The 20,625-nt window shown below is 56.0% G+C and carries 15 protein-coding genes and 1 pseudogene; 10 read left to right on the forward strand and 6 right to left on the reverse strand.

The window, feature by feature from the left end:
• The first annotated feature begins 82 nt into the window (after nt 1-82).
• From aceE to lpdA, 3 genes are all read left to right on the forward strand, one after another.
• On the forward strand, nt 83-2,746 hold the full coding sequence (gene aceE / locus OGY07_RS16610) for a pyruvate dehydrogenase (acetyl-transferring), homodimeric type (protein ID WP_042290001.1): 2,664 nt from the start codon (nt 83-85) through the stop codon (nt 2,744-2,746).
• A 14-nt stretch (nt 2,747-2,760) separates the two neighbouring features.
• Entirely contained in the window at nt 2,761-4,644 is a 1,884-nt protein-coding gene (gene aceF, locus OGY07_RS16615) for a pyruvate dehydrogenase complex dihydrolipoyllysine-residue acetyltransferase (protein WP_200034895.1), read from the forward strand.
• A gap of 199 nt (nt 4,645-4,843) precedes the next feature.
• Nucleotides 4,844-6,268, forward strand: coding sequence for a dihydrolipoyl dehydrogenase (gene lpdA, locus OGY07_RS16620; RefSeq protein ID WP_042290330.1), 1,425 nt, complete (start codon nt 4,844-4,846; stop codon nt 6,266-6,268).
• Nucleotides 6,269-6,352: 84 nt separating this feature from the next.
• Here lpdA and OGY07_RS16625 read toward each other — a convergent pair whose 3' ends face one another.
• Together OGY07_RS16625 and OGY07_RS16630 are read right to left on the reverse strand one after the other, a co-directional pair.
• Nucleotides 6,353-7,144, reverse strand: a complete 792-nt coding sequence (locus tag OGY07_RS16625; protein WP_286601789.1) for a DUF2950 family protein — start codon at nt 7,142-7,144, stop codon at nt 6,353-6,355.
• A 12-nt stretch (nt 7,145-7,156) separates the two neighbouring features.
• On the reverse strand, nt 7,157-8,737 hold the full coding sequence (locus tag OGY07_RS16630; protein WP_286601790.1) for a DUF3300 domain-containing protein: 1,581 nt from the start codon (nt 8,735-8,737) through the stop codon (nt 7,157-7,159).
• 400 nt (nt 8,738-9,137) lie between these two features.
• On the opposite strand from OGY07_RS16630, the gene acnB reads away from it, so the two are divergent.
• The 6 genes from acnB to OGY07_RS16660 all read left to right on the forward strand — a co-directional run bounded on the left by acnB (nt 9,138) and on the right by OGY07_RS16660 (nt 16,460).
• A complete protein-coding gene (gene acnB, locus OGY07_RS16635; RefSeq protein ID WP_286601792.1) occupies nt 9,138-11,735 on the forward strand; it encodes a bifunctional aconitate hydratase 2/2-methylisocitrate dehydratase in 2,598 nt (865 codons plus the stop codon).
• A gap of 206 nt (nt 11,736-11,941) precedes the next feature.
• Nucleotides 11,942-12,304 (forward strand): protein YacL, encoded by a 363-nt coding sequence (gene yacL, locus OGY07_RS16640; RefSeq protein ID WP_286601794.1) that lies wholly within the window; start codon nt 11,942-11,944, stop codon nt 12,302-12,304.
• A 181-nt stretch (nt 12,305-12,485) separates the two neighbouring features.
• Nucleotides 12,486-13,439, forward strand: a complete 954-nt coding sequence (locus OGY07_RS16645; protein WP_042289988.1) for a 2-keto-3-deoxygluconate permease 1 — start codon at nt 12,486-12,488, stop codon at nt 13,437-13,439.
• A complete protein-coding gene (gene dtnK, locus OGY07_RS16650; protein WP_042289986.1) occupies nt 13,436-14,707 on the forward strand; it encodes a D-threonate kinase in 1,272 nt (423 codons plus the stop codon). The genes OGY07_RS16645 and dtnK overlap by 4 nt, the downstream gene beginning before the upstream one ends.
• Nucleotides 14,697-15,680 carry a D-threonate 4-phosphate dehydrogenase gene (locus OGY07_RS16655; protein WP_082636854.1) on the forward strand — a complete coding sequence of 328 codons (984 nt, stop codon included), beginning with the start codon at nt 14,697-14,699 and terminating at the stop codon, nt 15,678-15,680. The genes dtnK and OGY07_RS16655 overlap by 11 nt, the downstream gene beginning before the upstream one ends.
• 9 nt (nt 15,681-15,689) lie before the next feature.
• A complete protein-coding gene (locus OGY07_RS16660; RefSeq protein WP_060570714.1) occupies nt 15,690-16,460 on the forward strand; it encodes a DeoR/GlpR family DNA-binding transcription regulator in 771 nt (256 codons plus the stop codon).
• Here OGY07_RS16660 and OGY07_RS16665 read toward each other — a convergent pair.
• The 4 genes and pseudogenes from OGY07_RS16665 to OGY07_RS16680 all read right to left on the reverse strand — a co-directional run.
• Nucleotides 16,435-16,669: pseudogene (locus OGY07_RS16665) on the reverse strand (LysR family transcriptional regulator); the annotation flags it as partial. The gene OGY07_RS16660 and the pseudogene OGY07_RS16665 overlap by 26 nt on opposite strands.
• A 98-nt stretch (nt 16,670-16,767) precedes the next feature.
• Nucleotides 16,768-17,562 (reverse strand): adenosylmethionine decarboxylase, encoded by a 795-nt coding sequence (gene speD, locus OGY07_RS16670; RefSeq protein WP_199956904.1) that lies wholly within the window; start codon nt 17,560-17,562, stop codon nt 16,768-16,770.
• Nucleotides 17,563-17,577: 15 nt separating this feature from the next.
• Nucleotides 17,578-18,444 (reverse strand): polyamine aminopropyltransferase, encoded by an 867-nt coding sequence (gene speE, locus OGY07_RS16675; protein WP_060570712.1) that lies wholly within the window; start codon nt 18,442-18,444, stop codon nt 17,578-17,580.
• 105 nt (nt 18,445-18,549) lie between these two features.
• Nucleotides 18,550-18,897, reverse strand: a complete 348-nt coding sequence (locus OGY07_RS16680; RefSeq protein ID WP_042289971.1) for a YacC family pilotin-like protein — start codon at nt 18,895-18,897, stop codon at nt 18,550-18,552.
• Nucleotides 18,898-19,063: 166 nt separating this feature from the next.
• Between OGY07_RS16680 and cueO the strand changes: the two genes are divergently transcribed.
• Nucleotides 19,064-20,623, forward strand: a complete 1,560-nt coding sequence (gene cueO, locus OGY07_RS16685) for a multicopper oxidase CueO (RefSeq protein WP_286601800.1) — start codon at nt 19,064-19,066, stop codon at nt 20,621-20,623.
• The last annotated feature ends 2 nt before the right edge of the window (nt 20,624-20,625 follow it).

Here is a 20,625-nt window from a genome sequence, read left to right on the forward strand (position 1 = left end):
CTGTCTTATTAAGCTTTCCGACGAAAGTTTAATGGGACAGGTTCCAGATAACTCAACGTATTAGATAGATAAGGAATAACCCATGTCAGAACGTTTCCCAAATGACGTGGATCCGATCGAAACTCGCGACTGGCTACAGGCGATCGAATCGGTCATCCGTGAAGAAGGTGTTGAGCGCGCTCAGTATCTGATCGACCAACTGCTTTCCGAAGCCCGCAAAGGCGGCGTGAAAGTGGCGGCAGGTGCAGGGGCAAGCAATTACATCAACACTATTGCCGTTGAAGATGAACCGGAATACCCGGGCAATCTGGAGCTGGAGCGTCGTATTCGTTCTGCTATCCGCTGGAACGCCATCATGACGGTACTGCGTGCGTCTAAAAAAGACCTCGAGCTGGGCGGCCACATGGCATCCTTCCAGTCTTCCGCAACCGTATATGACGTTTGCTTCAACCACTTCTTCCGCGCCCGCAACGAGCAGGATGGCGGCGACCTGGTGTATTTCCAGGGCCACATCTCGCCGGGCGTTTACGCACGCGCATTCCTGGAAGGCCGTCTGACCGAAGAGCAGATGGATAACTTCCGTCAGGAAGTGCATGGCAACGGCCTGTCTTCCTACCCGCACCCGAAACTGATGCCGGAATTCTGGCAGTTCCCGACCGTCTCTATGGGGCTGGGTCCAATCGGCGCTATTTACCAGGCTAAATTCCTGAAATATCTGGAACACCGTGGCCTGAAAGACACCTCCAAACAGACCGTTTACGCCTTCCTGGGCGACGGTGAAATGGACGAGCCGGAATCCAAAGGCGCTATCACCATCGCGACCCGCGAAAAACTGGACAACCTGGTCTTCATCATCAACTGTAACCTGCAGCGTCTGGACGGCCCGGTCACCGGTAACGGCAAAATCGTTAACGAACTGGAAGGCATCTTCGACGGCGCGGGCTGGAACGTGATTAAAGTCATGTGGGGCGGTCGTTGGGATGAGCTGCTGCGTAAAGATACCAGCGGTAAGCTGATCCAACTGATGAACGAAACCGTTGACGGCGACTACCAGACCTTCAAATCAAAAGACGGCGCGTACGTGCGTGAGCACTTCTTCGGCAAGTATCCGGAAACCGCCGCGCTGGTGGCAGACTGGACTGATGAGCAGATCTGGGCCCTGAACCGTGGCGGCCACGATCCGAAGAAAGTCTACGCTGCACTGAAAAAAGCGCAGGAAACCAAAGGCAAAGCGACTGTCATCCTCGCCCACACCATTAAGGGTTACGGCATGGGCGACTCTGCCGAAGGTAAAAACATCGCCCACCAGGTGAAGAAAATGAACATGGACGGCGTTCGCTACGTCCGCGATCGTTTCAACGTGCCGGTATCCGATGCTGACATTGAAAAACTGCCGTACATCACCTTCCCGGAAGGTTCTGAAGAGCACAAGTACCTGCACGAACGTCGTCAGGCGCTGCACGGCTACCTGCCGAGCCGCCAGCCGAACTTCACCGAGAAGCTGGAACTGCCGACCCTGGAAGATTTTGGCGCGCTGCTGGAAGAGCAGAACAAAGAGATCTCCACCACTATCGCTTTCGTTCGCGCCCTGAACGTGATGCTGAAGAACAAGTCGATCAAAGATCGTCTGGTTCCGATCATCGCCGACGAAGCGCGTACCTTTGGTATGGAAGGTCTGTTCCGTCAGATCGGTATTTACAGCCCGAACGGCCAGCAGTACACCCCGCAGGACCGTGAGCAGGTTGCGTACTACAAAGAAGACGAGAAAGGTCAGATCCTGCAGGAAGGTATCAACGAGCTGGGCGCAGGTTCTTCCTGGCTGGCTGCTGCGACCTCTTACAGCACTAACGATCTGCCGATGATCCCGTTCTACATCTATTACTCCATGTTCGGGTTCCAGCGTATCGGCGACCTGTGCTGGGCAGCGGGCGACCAGCAGGCGCGCGGCTTCCTGATTGGCGGTACTTCCGGTCGTACGACCCTGAACGGCGAAGGTTTGCAGCATGAAGATGGTCACAGCCATATTCAGTCTCTGACTATCCCGAACTGTATCTCTTACGATCCGGCTTACGCATACGAAGTGGCGGTCATCATGCATGACGGTCTGGAGCGCATGTACGGTGAAAAACAAGAGAACGTTTACTATTACATCACCACGCTGAACGAAAACTACCACATGCCGGCTATGCCGGAAGGCGCTGAGGAAGGTATCCGCAAAGGTATCTATAAACTCGACACCCTCGAAGGTAGCAAAGGTAAAGTTCAGCTCTTAGGCTCGGGTTCTATCCTGCGTCACGTCCGTGAAGCGGCAGAGATCCTGGCGAAAGATTACGGCGTGGGTTCTGATGTATACAGCGTGACCTCCTTCACCGAACTGGCGCGTGACGGCCAGGATTGTGAGCGCTGGAACATGCTGCACCCGCTGGAAACCCCGCGCGTACCGTATATCGCTCAGGTGATGAACGACGCACCGGCTGTCGCATCAACTGACTATATGAAACTGTTTGCTGAACAGGTTCGTACTTATGTACCGGCAGATGATTACCGCGTACTGGGTACCGACGGTTTCGGTCGCTCTGACAGCCGTGAAAACCTGCGTCATCACTTCGAAGTGGATGCGTCCTACGTGGTGGTAGCGGCACTGGGCGAACTGGCTAAACGTGGCGAAATCGATAAGAAAGTGGTTGCGGATGCAATTACCAAATTCAACATCGATGCAGAAAAAGTTAACCCGCGTCTGGCGTAAGAGGTAAAAGAATAATGGCTATCGAAATCAAAGTACCGGACATCGGGGCAGATGAAGTTGAAATCACCGAGATCCTGGTCAAGGTTGGCGACAAAGTTGAAGCTGAACAGTCGCTGATCACCGTAGAAGGCGACAAAGCCTCTATGGAAGTTCCGTCTCCGCAGGCTGGCATCGTCAAAGAGATCAAAGTCTCCGTTGGCGACAAAACCGAGACCGGCAAACTGATCATGATTTTCGATTCCGCCGACGGTGCAGCTGACGCTGCGCCTGCTCCGGCAGAAGAGAAGAAAGAAGCGGCCCCGGCGGCGCCTGCTGCTGCGGCTGCGAAAGACGTTCACGTGCCGGACATCGGCGGTGATGAAGTTGAAGTCACCGAAATCATGGTCAAAGTGGGCGACACCGTTGCGGCGGAACAGTCTCTGATCACCGTTGAAGGCGACAAAGCTTCGATGGAGGTACCGGCGCCGTTCGCAGGTACCGTGAAAGAGATCAAGATCAACACCGGTGACAAAGTGTCCACTGGCTCTCTGATCATGGTCTTCGAGGTGGCGGGTGCTGAAGGCGCTGCGGCGCCAGCAAAAGCGGAAGCGGCTCCGGCTGCTGCGCCGGCTGCGGCTGGCGGCGCGAAAGACGTTAACGTACCGGACATCGGCGGTGACGAAGTTGAAGTGACCGAAGTGATGGTCAAGGTCGGCGACAAGGTTGAAGCCGAGCAGTCCCTGATCACCGTAGAAGGTGACAAGGCTTCGATGGAAGTACCGGCGCCGTTCGCGGGTACCGTTAAAGAAATCAAAATCAGCACCGGCGACAAAGTCAAAACCGGTTCTCTGATTATGGTCTTCGAAGTGGAAGGCGCGGCGCCTGCTGCGGCTCCGGCTAAGCAGGAAGCGGCAGCGCCGGCGGCGAAAGCTGAAGCCCCTGCTGCGGCGCCTGCGGCAAAAGCGGAAGGCAAATCCGAGTTCGCTGAGAACGACGCTTACGTCCATGCCACCCCGCTGATTCGCCGCCTGGCGCGCGAATTCGGCGTGAACCTGGCGAAAGTGAAGGGTACAGGCCGTAAAGGTCGTATCCTGCGCGAAGACGTTCAGGCGTACGTGAAAGACGCGGTGAAACGCGCTGAAGCTGCACCTGCTGCAGCCGCTGGCGGCGGTATCCCGGGCATGCTGCCATGGCCGAAAGTGGACTTCAGCAAGTTCGGCGAGATCGAAGAAGTGGAACTGGGTCGTATCCAGAAAATCTCTGGTGCGAACCTGAGCCGTAACTGGGTGATGATCCCGCACGTTACGCACTTCGACAAGACCGATATCACCGATCTGGAAGCGTTCCGTAAACAGCAAAACGCTGAAGCTGAAAAACGCAAACTGGACGTCAAATACACGCCGGTTGTGTTCATCATGAAAGCCGTTGCTGCTGCGCTTGAGCAGATGCCACGCTTCAACAGCTCACTGTCTGAAGACGGTCAGCGCCTGACGCTGAAGAAATACATCAACATCGGTGTTGCGGTTGATACCCCGAACGGTCTGGTGGTTCCGGTCTTTAAAGACGTGAACAAGAAGAGCGTGACTGAGCTTTCTCGTGAACTGACCACGATCTCGAAGAAAGCGCGTGACGGCAAACTGACTGCGGGCGAAATGCAGGGCGGTTGCTTCACCATCTCCAGCATCGGCGGCCTGGGCACCACCCATTTCGCGCCGATCGTCAACGCGCCGGAAGTCGCTATCCTTGGCGTTTCCAAGTCTGCGATGGAGCCGGTCTGGAACGGTAAAGAGTTTGTGCCGCGTCTGATGATGCCGATCTCTCTCTCCTTCGACCACCGTGTGATCGACGGTGCTGATGGTGCGCGTTTCATTACCATCATTAACAATATGCTGTCTGACATTCGCCGTCTGGTGATGTAAGCAAAAAAGCCGGCCCGACGGCCGGCTTTTTTCTGGTAATCTCATGTTGTCATTGGGGTTATTGGTGCTAAAGATAAATCGTTGCCGTTTTGTTGTTTCAAAATTGTTAACAATTTTGTAAAATACGGGCGGATAGAACGACCCGGTGGACGATGGGCGACAAGACCAGGGATCGCCGGAAATCAATTAAGAGGTCATGATGAGTACTGAAATCAAAACTCAGGTCGTGGTACTTGGGGCAGGCCCGGCAGGTTACTCTGCAGCCTTCCGTTGCGCTGATTTAGGTCTGGAAACCGTAATCGTAGAACGTTACAACACCCTCGGTGGTGTCTGTCTGAACGTCGGCTGTATCCCTTCTAAAGCGCTGCTGCACGTTGCGAAAGTGATCGAAGAAGCCAAAGCGCTGGCTGAACACGGTATCGTCTTCGGTGAGCCGAAAACCGATATCGACAAGATTCGTACCTGGAAAGAGAAAGTTATCACACAGCTGACCGGTGGTCTGGCAGGTATGGCCAAAGGCCGTAAAGTGAAAGTGGTAAACGGTCTGGGTAAATTTACCGGGGCGAACACCCTGGAAGTGGAAGGTGAAAACGGCAAAACCGTAATCAACTTCGACAACGCGATCATCGCGGCGGGTTCCCGTCCGATCCAACTGCCGTTTATTCCGCATGAAGATCCACGCGTCTGGGATTCCACTGACGCTCTGGAACTGAAAACCGTTCCTAAGCGCCTGCTGGTTATGGGCGGCGGTATCATCGGCCTGGAAATGGGAACCGTGTACCATGCGCTGGGTTCAGAGATTGACGTGGTTGAAATGTTCGACCAGGTGATCCCGGCGGCTGATAAAGATATCGTTAAAGTCTTCACCAAGCGCATCAGCAAGAAATTCAACCTGATGCTGGAAACCAAAGTGACTGCCGTTGAAGCGAAAGAAGACGGTATCTACGTTTCCATGGAAGGCAAAAAAGCGCCTGCTGAAGCCCAGCGTTACGACGCGGTGCTGGTAGCGATCGGTCGCGTGCCGAACGGTAAAAACCTCGACGCCGGTAAAGCGGGCGTGGAAGTGGACGACCGTGGCTTTATCCGCGTTGACAAACAGTTGCGCACCAACGTGCCGCACATCTTCGCTATCGGCGATATTGTCGGTCAGCCGATGCTGGCGCATAAAGGCGTCCATGAAGGCCATGTTGCCGCTGAAGTTATCGCCGGCAAGAAACACTACTTCGACCCGAAAGTGATTCCGTCCATCGCCTACACTGAACCAGAAGTGGCGTGGGTCGGTCTGACCGAGAAAGAAGCGAAAGAGAAAGGCATCAGCTACGAAACCGCCACCTTCCCGTGGGCTGCTTCTGGCCGTGCTATCGCTTCCGACTGCGCGGACGGCATGACCAAGCTGATTTTCGACAAAGAGTCTCATCGTGTCATTGGTGGTGCGATTGTCGGTACTAACGGCGGCGAGCTGCTGGGTGAAATCGGTCTGGCGATCGAAATGGGTTGCGACGCGGAAGACATCGCGTTGACCATCCATGCTCACCCGACGCTGCACGAATCCGTGGGGCTGGCGGCTGAGGTGTTTGAAGGCAGCATCACCGACCTGCCGAACCCGAAAGCGAAGAAGAAATAATCTTCCCGGTTCGATTGTAAGCCCGATAAGCAACGTGCCGTCGGGCAAATAAAAAGCGGCTTGTAAGCCGCTTTTTTGTGTCTGCTAGTTAACAGGCTTCCACGGTTCATCTTCACTGTATTGATTTATTGCCGTAACGCGCTTCTCCGTCTCTTTCCCTAAATCAGCCTGATACACCCGATCATCCTGATTCACCATAAAGCTCATGACCCCTGTCTCTCCCCACGAGACGGGCCAGGCCAGAAGGGCAAAACCTTTGTCGTTGTCGTTGGCAATTACGCGGAACCGATAACCATGGTAACCCTCGGCGTGACGATCGGAACTGAACGCCGGGCCTAACGGGCTGGGCCTTTCGCCTGGCCGCGTTGGCCAGTAAAGCCCATCCTGCTGACCTTCGCTGCTGATCAGTCTGGTCGCGAACATCTGCTTGCGCTGCCAGTAATCATACTGGGCATCCACATAGGCGCGCATGGCCTGAATAGCCGATAGCTCATTACGGCCAATGGCGCGCGTGAGGATCTCTTCCTGCGCGGCGGCCATATCGAAATGCCATCCCGCTGCGGACCTCACGACAGGAACAGGAAGCTGCCAGCCTTCTTTCCCCACGTTCAGATGCGCAACGTCGTCGTTTTGCACCACCTGATGGCTGATTTTCCAGTCGCGGTTAAAACGCGCGACCGCTTCCGGGTCGGCGCCCTCCGGCGGGAGAAATTGCCGCCAGTTATCCCCTAAAAGCGCGGTGAGCTGCGTGTCGTTTTTACTGGCGATTGCGGAGGCGAAGGCGTTGGCCGCCTCGTCCGGCGAGGCGAAGTTCTGCTGCGCATAGCCCATCAGCGGCAGGGAGAACAGAAGGGCGCTAAACAAGATATTTTTCATTATCGGCTCCGATCAACGACGACGAAATTCATGATGCTCAGATATATGTTCACGCGCGGTGGCGCGCTGCTCATCGCTTAAGTGGCTGATACGACGGCTTTCCTGACCGCGTCGCTGCTGCGATTGCCAGTCTGGCGAACGGCTGTCGTTGCCGCTAAACACATTGGCATGATGTTGCCGGAACGTCTGGCGCTGCTCAGGCGTGGCGGAGGCGATTCGCTGACGCGCGTTGTCCCTCTGCTGTTCTGAAAGCGGGTGCTGCTGTACCTTCGTTTTACGCGCTTCACGGTGCTGTTGCTGCTGCCCAACTGTCGGTTTATGTACCGTCTGGTGATGAGCGCTGGCGCGATCCGTATCGTAGCCGCGGTAATTATTGCGCTGGGCAATCTGGTTTAACTGCTGCGAGGCGGCGTTACGCTGGACGTCACGTGAAGATGTCTGACGCTGTTGCAACTGCGCCATTGCCGCCTGGCGCTGGCTGTCACGGCTGGCTGGAGCGGGCTGCGGCGTTGCGCTTAACCCACCGCTGACGCTGGTCTGATGAAAACGCTGTGCGGTGGCGCTGTTGCGGTAGGGAACGCCGTCACGGTATGCCGGATTATGGCGCCAGGTCAGATTCTGTTCTTTCAGGTTCTGCCCGGTGATACGGTTGAAGTTGTTAACGTTAATGTTGATGTTATCGCCGTTATGCTGATAACCGTCATGATGAGAGTCACCATCATCATGATGGTGATGATCGTCATCATGGTGGTGGTCATCGTCGTCGTCCCAGTCAATATTGCTGAACAGCGCGTAAGTGGTGGCAACGCCGAGGCTGTAACCGAAGCCTCGTACAAAGCTGCTGGCGAACTGCTCTCCCGGAGGCGGCGGCAGGTAGACGGGCGGATAAGCCGTATTTGGCCAGGCGCCGTACACCGTTGTGGGGTTGTAGTTGGGTACGTAGACGACCTGCGGGTCTGCCGGTTCAATTTTAATGACCGTCGGCGTGGTCGACTGCACGTTCGTGGTCTGGGACGTTGACGAGGCCTGTGTGGCGACGTTTTTCTTTGGCGTACTGGTGACGGTTTGCTGCGGCGTGGATTTCAGTGAACCCGTCTGCTGCGCCAGTTGACGCAGTCGCTGTACCGCATCCATCACATCCTGCGGTTGCGCCAGAAAGGCGTCGCCCAGATTTTGCACCCATTCCGGGTTTTCTCCCATCAATGCCATCAGTTGCGGAAACGCCACCAGTGATTTCACGCTCGGGTCCCAGGGTTGTCCGGAAACGGCCTGAATCGCAGCATCGCCCTGCAATGTGGGATTATCACGCGACCATTGTACCGCCTGCACCACGTTTGCCGGGTAGGTGGCGGCCATTAACACCTGAGACAGCAGCGGATCGGGATACAGCGCCACGGGGGCGACCCATTGATCGATTTGTGCGGTGGTAAATGTGGGTTTCGCCACCGGCGCGGCGGGAGCAGGCGCGGTGACAGGAACCGGCTGAGTGGGGGCTTCTGGCGTCCGGCTTTTTACATACATCACGCCGGATGCGGCGAATAACCCAGCGCTACAGACCAGCGCCAGCACGTGGGGTTTGAAGGGCAACGTCATTTTCTTACTCCCGATTCCTGAAGAAATCGCTATGGTCGAATTGCTGCCACCCGCAGGTGCAGTGTTGCGTGAGTATAAAGAGACGATAGTTTAATTTTTGACTAATCTTGGGATCGTTACAGCTGAGTGATTATTAAAATCGAAAATAATGTGTCCATTCGTAACAGTGCTTCCTGCCCTTTAAGGGATACCGAAAAGCGCATTAGACCATCCTTAACGATTCAGCCACTTTTTTATGTTGCTTTTTTGTAAACAGATTAACACCCCACTAAAATCCTGTTATTCTGCCCGTTGCGGTACCGGGCATTTACCCTACTAACTGCTGTCTCACAGGAGCGTGAAGAAAATCGCCCATCGATAAAAGCGCCGCACTATGACAATGAGAGCGAGGAGAACCGTCGTGCTAGAAGAATACCGTAAGCACGTAGCTGAACGTGCCGCCGAGGGGATTGTGCCCAAACCCTTAGATGCAACCCAAATGGCCGCGCTCGTCGAGCTGCTGAAAAACCCGCCTGCGGGTGAAGAAGAATTCCTGTTAGACCTGTTAATCAACCGTGTTCCCCCTGGCGTCGATGAAGCCGCCTACGTTAAAGCGGGTTTTCTCGCTGCCGTCGCCAAAGGCGAAACGACCTCCCCGCTGGTTACGCCAGAAAAAGCCATCGAACTGCTTGGCACCATGCAGGGTGGTTACAACATCCATCCGCTGATCGACGCGCTCGACAACGACACGCTGGCGCCGATTGCCGCCAAAGCGCTGTCCCATACCCTGCTGATGTTCGATAACTTCTACGATGTGGAAGAAAAAGCCAAAGCGGGTAACGTATTTGCAAAACAGGTGATGCAGTCGTGGGCGGATGCCGAATGGTTCCTGAACCGTCCGCCGCTGGCCGAAAAAATGACCGTTACCGTGTTTAAAGTCACCGGTGAAACTAACACCGACGATCTGTCCCCGGCGCCGGACGCCTGGTCCCGCCCGGATATCCCGTTGCATGCGTTAGCGATGCTGAAAAACGCCCGTGAAGGTATCGAACCGGATCAGCCTGGCGTGGTCGGCCCGATCAAACAAATCGAAGCCCTGCAGCAAAAAGGCTTCCCGTTGGCCTACGTCGGCGACGTCGTGGGGACCGGCTCTTCCCGTAAATCCGCCACCAACTCTGTGTTGTGGTTCATGGGCGATGACATTCCGCACGTGCCAAACAAGCGCGGCGGCGGCCTGTGCCTCGGCGGTAAAATTGCTCCTATCTTCTTTAACACCATGGAAGACGCGGGCGCGCTGCCAATTGAAGTGGATGTGGGCAACCTGAACATGGGCGACGTGATTGACGTTTACCCGTACAAGGGGGAAGTGCGTAACCATGAAACCAATGAACTGCTGGCCACGTTTGAGTTAAAAACGGACGTGCTGATCGACGAAGTGCGCGCCGGCGGCCGTATCCCGCTGATCATCGGTCGTGGCCTGACCACCAAAGCGCGCGAAGCGCTGGGCCTGCCGCATTCAGACGTGTTCCGTCAGGCGAAAGATGTAGCGGAAAGCAGCCGCGGCTTCTCGCTGGCGCAGAAAATGGTTGGCCGCGCCTGCGGCGTAACCGGTGTCCGTCCTGGCGCGTACTGCGAGCCGAAGATGACTTCCGTTGGTTCTCAGGACACCACCGGCCCAATGACACGTGATGAACTGAAAGACCTGGCGTGCCTGGGCTTCTCCTCGGATCTGGTCATGCAGTCCTTCTGCCACACTGCGGCGTATCCGAAGCCGGTCGACGTCACCACGCACCACACGCTGCCGGACTTCATCATGAACCGTGGCGGCGTGTCGCTGCGTCCGGGCGATGGCGTGATCCACTCCTGGCTCAACCGTATGCTGTTGCCGGATACCGTGGGCACCGGCGGTGACTCCCATACCCGTTTCCCGATCGGCATCTCCTTCCCGGCGGGCTCCGGCCTGGTGGCGTTCGCCGCGGCGACCGGCGTGATGCCTCTCGACATGCCTGAGTCCGTGCTGGTGCGCTTTAAGGGCAAAATGCAGCCGGGCATCACCCTGCGCGATCTGGTTCATGCGATCCCGCTGTATGCCATCAAACAGGGTCTGCTGACCGTTGAGAAGAAAGGTAAGAAAAACATCTTCTCTGGCCGCATCCTGGAAATCGAAGGTCTGCCGGATCTGAAAGTCGAGCAGGCGTTCGAGCTGACAGACGCCTCTGCCGAGCGTTCTGCTGCCGGTTGCACCATCAAGCTGAACAAAGAGCCGATCATTGAGTATCTGAACTCCAACATCGTCCTGCTGAAGTGGATGATTGCGGAAGGCTACGGCGATCGTCGCACTTTGGAACGCCGTATTCAGGGCATGGAAAAATGGCTGGCGGATCCGCAGTTGCTGGAAGCCGATGCTGACGCAGAGTACGCGGCGGTAATCGACATCGATCTGGCGGATATCAAAGAGCCGATCCTGTGTGCGCCAAACGATCCGGACGATGCGCGTCTGCTTTCCGACGTACAGGGCGAGAAGATCGACGAAGTGTTTATCGGTTCCTGTATGACCAACATCGGTCACTTCCGTGCGGCCGGTAAGCTGCTGGATGCGCACAAAGGCCAGTTGCCGACCCGTCTGTGGGTCGCGCCGCCAACCCGCATGGATGCCGCGCAGCTCACGGAAGAGGGCTATTACAGCGTCTTCGGTAAGAGCGGTGCGCGTATCGAAATTCCGGGCTGTTCGCTGTGCATGGGTAACCAGGCGCGCGTGGCTGACGGCGCGACGGTGGTCTCCACCTCTACGCGTAACTTCCCGAATCGTCTGGGGACCGGGGCGAACGTCTTCCTGGCTTCTGCGGAGCTGGCGGCGGTTGCGGCGCTGATCGGTAAACTGCCGACGCCGGAAGAGTATCAGACCTATGTGGCGCAGGTGGATAAAACCGCTGTCGATACTTACCGCTACCTGAACTTCGACCAGTTATCTCAGTATACCGAGAAAGCTGACGGGGTGATCTTCCAGACGGCAGTGTAGTTTTGATGGTTTTCCCGTGCCGGACAGGCGTTACGCCGCCATCCGGTACGGGTTAATCTGACGGCTGCGCTTATCAGGCCCACAGGCTGAGACAACCCATCGCAACGGCGGTGGGTTTTTTTATTTTCATTCCTCCCGCCTCTCACGCTTTTTTTCTTCCTCTCTGCTGCGATAATTAGCTCAAGGGCTTTGCAGAGGAACACCTTATGGATTACGAATTTCTGCGCGATGTTACCGGTGGGGTAAAAGTGCGTATGTCGATGGGCCACGAAGTGGTCGGGCACTGGTTTAATGAAGAAGTGAAGGATAACCTGGCGTTGCTCGATGAAGTGGAACAGGCCGCACGCGCGGTAAAAGGCAGTGAACGTTCCTGGCAGCGGGCGGGTCATGAATACACGCTCTTGATGGACGGCGAGGAGGTGATGATCCGCGCAAACCAGCTGGAGTTTACGGGCGATGAGATGGAAGAAGGCATGAACTACTACGATGAAGAGAGCCTGTCGCTGTGCGGCGTGGAGGATTTTCTTCAGGTGGTGCGGGCTTATCGGGATTTTTTAGCGCAATCCTGAGTGAATTCAATCATCCACAAGGCCGGACGCCAGTGTCCGGCTTTTTTTTAACCGTAAAAGTCCTTATTGATTTTTATTAATCATTTTGAATCTGTGATCTGGCGCGTTTGTGCTTTAGATTTGATTAAATATAATCTTTATGATTTTATTTAATCACAACATAACAACAGGCGGGAAGACCATGAACATCAAAAAGGCAATAGAACGCGTACCCGGCGGCATGATGGTTGTGCCTCTGGTGATCGGCGCCATTATCAATACCTTTGCCCCACAGGCGCTGGAGATCGGCGGGTTCACCACCGCGCTGTTCAAAAACGGCGCGGCGCCGCTGATTGGCGCCTTCCTGCTCTGTATGGGGGCGGGGATTAGCGTGAAAGCCGCACCTCAGGCGCTGTTGCAGGGCGGTACGATAACCCTGACCAAACTGCTGGTCGCCATTGCGATTGGCCTGGGCGTTGAGCATCTGTTCGGTGCGGAGGGGATCTTCGGCTTAAGCGGCGTGGCAATCATTGCGGCGATGAGTAACTCAAACGGCGGGCTTTACGCGGCGCTTGTGGGGGAGTTTGGCAACGAGCGTGATGTCGGCGCTATTTCCATTCTGTCTCTGAATGACGGGCCGTTCTTTACGATGATCGCGCTGGGCGCGGCGGGTATGGCGAACATACCGATCATGGCGCTGGTCGCGGTGCTGGTTCCGCTGGTGGTGGGGATGATCCTCGGTAACCTTGATCCCAACATGCGCGACTTCCTGACCAAAGGGGGGCCACTGTTGATCCCATTCTTCGCGTTTGCGCTGGGTGCGGGGATCAACCTTGAAATGCTGCTGCAGGGCGGTCTGGCAGGCATTCTGCTTGGCGTACTGACCACCTTCGTCGGCGGTTTCTTTAACATTCGCGCCGACCGTCTGGTGGGGGGAACCGGCATTGCCGGCGCGGCGGCCTCCAGCACCGCCGGGAACGCCGTGGCGACGCCGCTGGCGATTGCCCAGGCAGACCCGTCGCTGGCGGAAGTAGCTGCCGCAGCCGCCCCGCTGATTGCCGCATCGGTGATCACAACCGCGATTCTGACGCCTGTCCTGACCTCGTGGGTCGCCAAAAAGCAGGCGCGTCAGGTCGCTGAGGAGAAAAAAGCATGAAGATGATCGTTATCGCCGACGACTTTACGGGCTCTAACGATACCGGCGTGCAGTTGGCGAAGAAAGGGGCGCGCACGGAAGTGATGCTGACGCCGGAGCAAAAGCCCTCGCGTCGTGCCGATGTGCTGGTGATCAACACCGAAAGCCGCGCGATACCCGCAGAGCAGGCGGCGAAAGCGGTAGCGCAGGCGTTAGCGCCCTGGTGCGAAGGTGAGACGCTCCCGCTGGTATACAAGAAAATTGATTCCACCTTTCGCGGCAACGTCGGCGCGGAAGTGACGGCGGCGATGCGTGCCGCCAACCGGACGCTGGCGGTGATCGCGGCGGCGATCCCCGCTGCCGGGCGCACCACCCGTGACGGATTATGTCTGGTCAACGGTACGCCGCTACTGGAAACCGAATTTGCCAGCGATCCGAAAACGCCGATTCTCTCCTCGCGCATTGCGGAGCTGATTGCGCTACAAAGCGATATCCCGGTACATGACGTGTCGCTCGATGACGTGCGACGCGGACAGCTCAGCGCGTTGCTGAGGGCTTTTGCCGCCGAGGGGGAATGTATGGTGGTGGTCGATGCGGTAGAAGATCGCGACCTGTCGCTGATTGCCCAGGCTATTTGTGAACAGGCTACGCTGCCGCTGCTGGTCGGCGCTGCCGGACTGGCGAACGCGCTACCGGTCAGAATGTTCATGCAGGAGAAGCAGGAACTTCCGGTGCTGGTGGTGGCCGGATCGATGAGCGAAGCCACACGGCGGCAGGTTGAAAAAGCGCTCTGCCAGGCGCGCGCCAGCGTGGTGGACATTGATGCCTCACGGCTGATTTCGGCGCAGGCCGAACAGGAAATCGCCGCGGTGGTGGAGCAGGCCTGCGCGCTGCTCGGCCGCCAGCAGCACACGATTCTCCGCACCAGCCGGAGCGCGGACGATCGGCAGATGATCGACGCGCTGTGTACTGAAGCAGGCGTGAGCCGCCAGCAGCTTGGTGAGATGCTCAGCCAACGCCTCGGGACCATTACGCTGCGCATTATCGAACAGGCGCGTATTGGCGGGCTGTTCCTGACCGGAGGAGATATCGCCACTGCGGTTGCCAGCGCGCTTGGCGCGGAAGGCTATCGCATCCAGAGCGAGGTCGCGCCCTGCATTCCCTGCGGGACGTTTGTGAACAGCGAAATCGACGACCTTCCGGTGATCACGAAAGCAGGCGGATTCGGTTCAGACAGCACCCTTTGTGATGCGCTTTATTTTATTGAGGAGATGTACAGTGGTAACTAAAACAATTGCGATTACGATGGGCGATCCGGCGGGTATCGGTCCGGAAATTATTGTCAAAGCGCTTTGTGAAGATGAACTTAACGGCGCGCCGCTGGTGGTGGTGGGATGCCTGCAAACCCTCAAACGTTTGCAAGCCAAAGGGCTGGCGGAAGGGGTGACCTTTCGCGCGATTGACGGGGTCACGCAGGCGCGATTTACGCCGGGCGTGATTCACGTCATCGACGAGCCGCTGGCGCAGCCGGAGGCGCTGGAGCCAGGTAAAGTGCAGGCCGAGGCGGGCGATCTGGCCTACCGTTGCGTAAAACGTGCGACAGAGCTGGCACTGAAAGGCGATGTACACGCCATCGCCACCGCGCCGCTGAATAAAGAAGCGCTGCATCTGGCGGGGCATCATTACCCGGGACATACCGAACTGTTGGCGACGCTGACCGAAAGCCGTGACTATGCGATGGTGCTTTACACCGACAAGCTGAAGGTGATCCACGTTTCGACCCATATTGCGTTACGCAAGTTTCTCGACACCCTCAACGGACAACGCGTGGAGACGGTCATCGGCATCGCGGATCGCTTTCTGAAGCGTGTTGGTTTCGCCCAACCGCGCATCGCCGTTGCCGGGGTCAATCCCCATGCAGGTGAAAACGGTCTGTTTGGCGATGAAGAAATTCGCATTGTGTCGCCAGCCATTGAAAACATGAAGGCGAAGGGAACAGACGTTTACGGCCCATGTCCGCCGGACACCGTGTTTTTACAGGCGTACGAAGGCCAATATGACATGGTGGTGGCGATGTACCACGATCAGGGGCATATTCCGCTCAAACTGCTCGGTTTCTATGATGGCGTGAACATCACCGCCGGTCTGCCGTTTATTCGTACCTCTGCCGATCACGGGACGGCGTTTGATATCGCCTGGACGGGAAAAGCAAAATCTGAGAGCATGGCCGTATCGATTAAACTGGCAATGCAACTGGCGTAATTTCCTGTTATGAAAGGACAACACCGTCTGGATAAGATTGTGGCGTATTTGAAAAATCATACGCTGGTGACCGTGGAACAGCTGGTAGATGCGGTAGAAGCATCGCCCGCGACGATCCGACGCGATCTGATCAAGCTGGATGAACAGGGCGTGATCAGCCGCAGCCACGGCGGTGTTGCTCTGCGTCGTTTTGAACCGGCGCAACCCACAACCAATGAAAAGCAATTACGATCGCCTGCTGAAAAGCGGGCGATCGCGCGTTTTGCCGCCTCAATGGTACAGGCGGGCGACGCAGTGGTGTTGGATGCCGGCACCACCATGCTGGAGTTGGCAAAATGCCTGACTCATCTGCCGCTCAGGGTGATCACCGTCGATCTGCATATCGCCCTGTTTTTGTCTGAGTTTCGCCAGATTGAAGTCACCATTGTGGGTGGCCGCATTGATGACAGCAGTCAGTCCTGCATCGGCGAGTTTGGTCGCAAAATGTTGCGTAGCGTCTATCCCGATATCGCCTTCATGAGCTGTAACACCTGGAGTATGGAAAAGGGCGTCACGACGCCGACGGAAGACAAAGCAGGGCTGAAGCAGGAGATTATCGCTAACGCCCAACGCAAGGTTCTGCTGGCCGACAGCAGCAAATATGGCGCGCATTCGCTGTTCAACGTAGCGCCGCTGAGCCGTTTTACCGATGTGGTGACCGATGTGAATCTGCCATTCCCTGTCCAGGCTGAGCTGAAAGCCCACTCCGTGGCTCTTACGCTGGTACAACCTGAAATTTAAAGGGAGCGATCACCGCTCTCAGGGCGGGCGACACGTTGCGACGCGGATAATACAAAAACGCCCCTTCCAGGCCCAAACTGTGGTTCTGTAGCGTCCGGATGAGCCTGCCGTGGGCTTAAATCTTCACGAACTCACTCTTCTGCCAGACCGAGGCCTAATCTTGCTGCCTGCGCTTCCATATCACTGTCAGATAGCGCCCATCGTCCCTGGCGGGGCCGACCACGGCCATGTCCATATTGGGTGAAACACTTCGGGCGAAACACAGAACCGATTTGCCGGATGACGCCATCCGGCACGTTGGTAAACGTTACACCGCCGGGATATTGCGCCCGTAGTAAATCTCACGCATCTCTTTCCAGAGCGCTGCGGTAATGTCTTTGCGCTCGGCTTCGGTCAGATCTTCCGGACGGGTATGGAACATATAGTGCTTAAGATCGAACTCTTTAAGCAGCATTTTGGTATGGAAAATATTTTCCTGGTACACATTGACGTCCACCATGTCATACAGCGACTTCATGTCTTCAGACATAAAGTTCTGAATAGAATTGATCTCATGGTCGATGAAGTGCTTCATGCCGTTAATGTCGCGGGTAAAGCCGCGAACACGGTAGTCGATGGTCACGATATCGGACTCAAGCTGGTGGATCAGGTAATTTAACGCTTTAAGCGGGGAAATCACGCCGCAGGTTGACACTTCGATATCCGCGCGGAAGGTGCACAAACCGCCTTCCGGATGGCTTTCCGGGTAGGTATGCACGCAGATGTGACTTTTATCGAGATGGGCGACCACTGCTTCCGGTAGGGGACCTGGATGCTCGGTGTTATCGATAAGCCGCGGATCGACGGGTTCTTCGCTCACCAGAATGGTGACGCTGGCGCCCTGCGGTTCGTAGTCCTGACGGGCGATGTTCAGAATATTGGCGCCAATGATGGAGCAGGTTTCTGACAGGATTTCGGTCAGACGATTGGCGTTATACAGTTCATCGATATAGGCGATGTAGCCGTCGCGCTCTTCGGCGGTTTTGGCGTAGCAGATATCATAAATACAAAAACTCAGACTTTTGGTCAGGTTGTTAAAGCCATGCAGTTTCAGTTTTTTCAATTTCTTATCTTCTCCTTAGGACGACGAGGCGGTCAGTGCGTCTAGCAGATACTGGGGTAAGGCAAAGGCTGCTGTATGGATAGCCGGGTTGTAATAGCGGCACTTCAGACCTGAGGTGTGGAAACGCGCCTGGATGATTTCGGTCGACAGGCTACGTAGCGCGTCGTTATCGGACGCCCAGGCGAAGGTCATGATGCCGCCATAATAGGTGGGAATGGCTGCCTGATAAAACCCGACGTCGGCGAAGTAATGGCTGAGCTTGCGGTGGCTGTCGACAGCTTCGTCCTGTTGCAGGAAGCATACGCCGTTCTGGGCGACAAAGATCCCGCCGGGGGTCAGGCAGCGTTTGCAGCCTTCGTAGAACGCCGAGGTGAACAGGCTCTCGCCGGGGCCGATCGGATCGGTGCAATCGGAGATGATCACATCAAAGGTTTGCTGCGTCTGGTTGACGAAATTAACGCCGTCGTCGATCACCAGGGTAAAACGCGGATCGTCATAGCTGCCAGCGTTGTGCGCAGGCAGATACTGGCGGCAGAAAGAGACCACGCCCGCATCGATCTCCACCATGGTGATGGTTTCAACGTTTTTGTGGCGGGTGACTTCACGCAGCATCGCACCGTCGCCGCCGCCAATAATCAGCACGTGCTTCGCGTGGCCGTGGGCCAGTAGCGGAACGTGTGTCATCATTTCATGATAAATGAACTCATCGCGCTCGGTAGTTTGCACCACCCCATCCAGCGCCATGACGCGGCCAAAGGCGGCGTTTTCGAAGATGATCAGATCCTGATGTTCGGTCTTCTCGTGATAAAGCACGTTATCGACGGCAAAGTACTGTCCAAACTGGTCGTGTAGCGTTTCATGCCACTGCTGTTTGTCGGCCAAAGGTTGATACCTCCATTGTTAACACCCGTTAAAAAGGGCGCAACATAATAGCTAACTATGACCGCGGATGCACGGTCATGATGTCAACAACAGGGTAGCATGATTTTATTTGACGTAGGCGAGCAGGCTCAGCGAGTCGCGCGCCAGCGCTTTGCATTTTTTAGCGACGGGAATACCGATACCGCTCAGATCGCGATAGCTGTCTTCGCCGAGCGATTTCATATCGAAGGAGTCGTAATTACTGAGGTCCCACTGGTTTTGCTGAGCAAAAAAGACCAGCGCGCGCCGAATTTGCCCGTTGGGTAAATTCTGGTAGCCGCAGTCATTTTTCAGAAAAACAAAAACGGCTGTTAAATCGGCCATATCTTCGGCTTCAGATTCACTGAGCGCATAACTGTTCGCGCAAACAGCCATCAGACTGCTGAACAGCACGGTTCTGAAAAACGTCTTCATTGCTTCTACCACGGCATCACGGAAACTAAACGTTAGCACACTGTTGGCAAGGCGACGACTTTTATTATTGTTCAGCGTGATGTCATAAACTTGACCTTCCCGTAAGGGGAGGGTCTATGCTCAAGGATTGGGCTGTTTTCGCCTGCTGCAAAATAAGGAAGTGATTATGCAACGTCGTGATTTCTTAAAATATTCTGTGGCGCTTGGGGTGGCGTCGGCTTTGCCGCTGTGGAGCCGCGCTGTTTTTGCCGCTGAGCGCCCTGCGCTTCCCATTCCGAATCTTCTGACTCCCGATGCCCGTCATCGTCTCTCGTTGACGATTCAGGCAGGGCAGTCAACGTTTGCCGGGAAGACGGCGACGACCTGGGGTTATAACGGCAACATGCTTGGTCCGGCCCTGAAATTACAGCGCGGTAAAACGGTGACGGTGGATATTCATAACCAACTGGCGGAAGAGACCACGGTGCACTGGCATGGGCTGGAAGTGCCCGGCGACGTGGATGGCGGCCCGCAGGGCATTATTCCCGCCGGGGGAAAACGCACCGTGACCTTTACGCCTGAACAGCGCGCGGCGACCTGCTGGTTTCATCCCCATCAGCATGGCAAAACCGGGCGTCAGGTGGCGATGGGGCTGGCCGGTCTGGTGATGATTGAAGACGACGAGATCCACACACTGCTGCTGCCGAAACAGTGGGGCATTGACGATGTGCCGGTCATTGTTCAGGACAAGCGCTTTACCGACGCCGGGCAGATAGACTATCAACTGGACGTCATGACTGCCGCCGTCGGATGGTTTGGCGATACGCTGCTGACCAATGGGGCGCTTTACCCACAACATGCTGCGCCGCGCGGCTGGCTGCGTCTGCGTCTGCTCAACGGTTGTAACGCCCGTTCGCTTAATTTTGCGACCAGCGATAAGCGTCCATTCTATGTCATTGCCAGCGATGGCGGCCTGTTGCCTGAGCCGGTAAAAGTGGCTGAACTGCCGATGTTGATGGGCGAACGCTTTGAGGTGCTGGTGGACGTGAGCGACGGTAAGCCGTTTGACCTTGTGACCCTGCCGGTCAGCCAGATGGGGATGGCGGTCGCGCCGTTTGATAAGCCGCACCCGGTGATGCGCATTCAGCCAGTGGCGGTAAACGCCTCCGGGACGCTGCCGGACACGCTCGCGACATTGCCAGCCCTGCCGTCGCTTGACGGGTTGACCGTACGTAAATTGCAGCTATCTATGGACCCGATGCTTGACATGATGGGCATGCAATTGCTGATGAAGAAGTATGGTCCGAAGGCGATGTCGGGTATGAATCATGGCCAGATGCAGGGGCATAAGGGCCATATGCAGCACGGCGGTATGGATAAGATGAACCACGGCGGGCATGTTGACTTCCACAATGCCAATATGATCAACGGCGTCGCCTTTGACATGAACAAACCGATGTTTGCCGCCAGCAAAGGACAACATGAGCGTTGGGTGATTTCTGGCGTTGGCGACATGATGCTGCATCCGTTCCATATTCACGGTACGCAGTTCCGTATTCTGTCAGAAAATGGACAGCCGCCAGTGGCGCATCGCCGCGGATGGAAGGACACGGTTCGGGTTGAAGGCGGGGTGAGTGAAGTGTTAGTGAAGTTCGATCACGACGCGCCAAAAGAACATGCTTATATGGCGCATTGTCATCTGCTGGAACATGAAGATACGGGGATGATGTTAGGATTTACCGTATAAAA

The organism is Citrobacter sp. Cs237 (assembly GCF_030332325.1).
GTDB lineage: Bacteria > Pseudomonadota > Gammaproteobacteria > Enterobacterales > Enterobacteriaceae > Citrobacter_A > Citrobacter_A sedlakii.

Coding starts and splice junctions, on each gene's coding strand:
- aceE (WP_042290001.1), top strand. CDS start 83: ATGTCAGAACGTTTCCCAAATGACGTGGATCCGATCGAAACTCGCGAC.
- aceF (WP_200034895.1), top strand. CDS start 2,761: ATGGCTATCGAAATCAAAGTACCGGACATCGGGGCAGATGAAGTTGAA.
- lpdA (WP_042290330.1), top strand. CDS start 4,844: ATGAGTACTGAAATCAAAACTCAGGTCGTGGTACTTGGGGCAGGCCCG.
- OGY07_RS16625 (WP_286601789.1), bottom strand. CDS start 7,144: ATGAAAAATATCTTGTTTAGCGCCCTTCTGTTCTCCCTGCCGCTGATG.
- OGY07_RS16630 (WP_286601790.1), bottom strand. CDS start 8,737: ATGACGTTGCCCTTCAAACCCCACGTGCTGGCGCTGGTCTGTAGCGCT.
- yacL (WP_286601794.1), top strand. CDS start 11,942: ATGGATTACGAATTTCTGCGCGATGTTACCGGTGGGGTAAAAGTGCGT.
- OGY07_RS16645 (WP_042289988.1), top strand. CDS start 12,486: ATGAACATCAAAAAGGCAATAGAACGCGTACCCGGCGGCATGATGGTT.
- dtnK (WP_042289986.1), top strand. CDS start 13,436: ATGAAGATGATCGTTATCGCCGACGACTTTACGGGCTCTAACGATACC.
- OGY07_RS16660 (WP_060570714.1), top strand. CDS start 15,690: ATGAAAGGACAACACCGTCTGGATAAGATTGTGGCGTATTTGAAAAAT.
- OGY07_RS16680 (WP_042289971.1), bottom strand. CDS start 18,897: ATGAAGACGTTTTTCAGAACCGTGCTGTTCAGCAGTCTGATGGCTGTT.
- cueO (WP_286601800.1), top strand. CDS start 19,064: ATGCAACGTCGTGATTTCTTAAAATATTCTGTGGCGCTTGGGGTGGCG.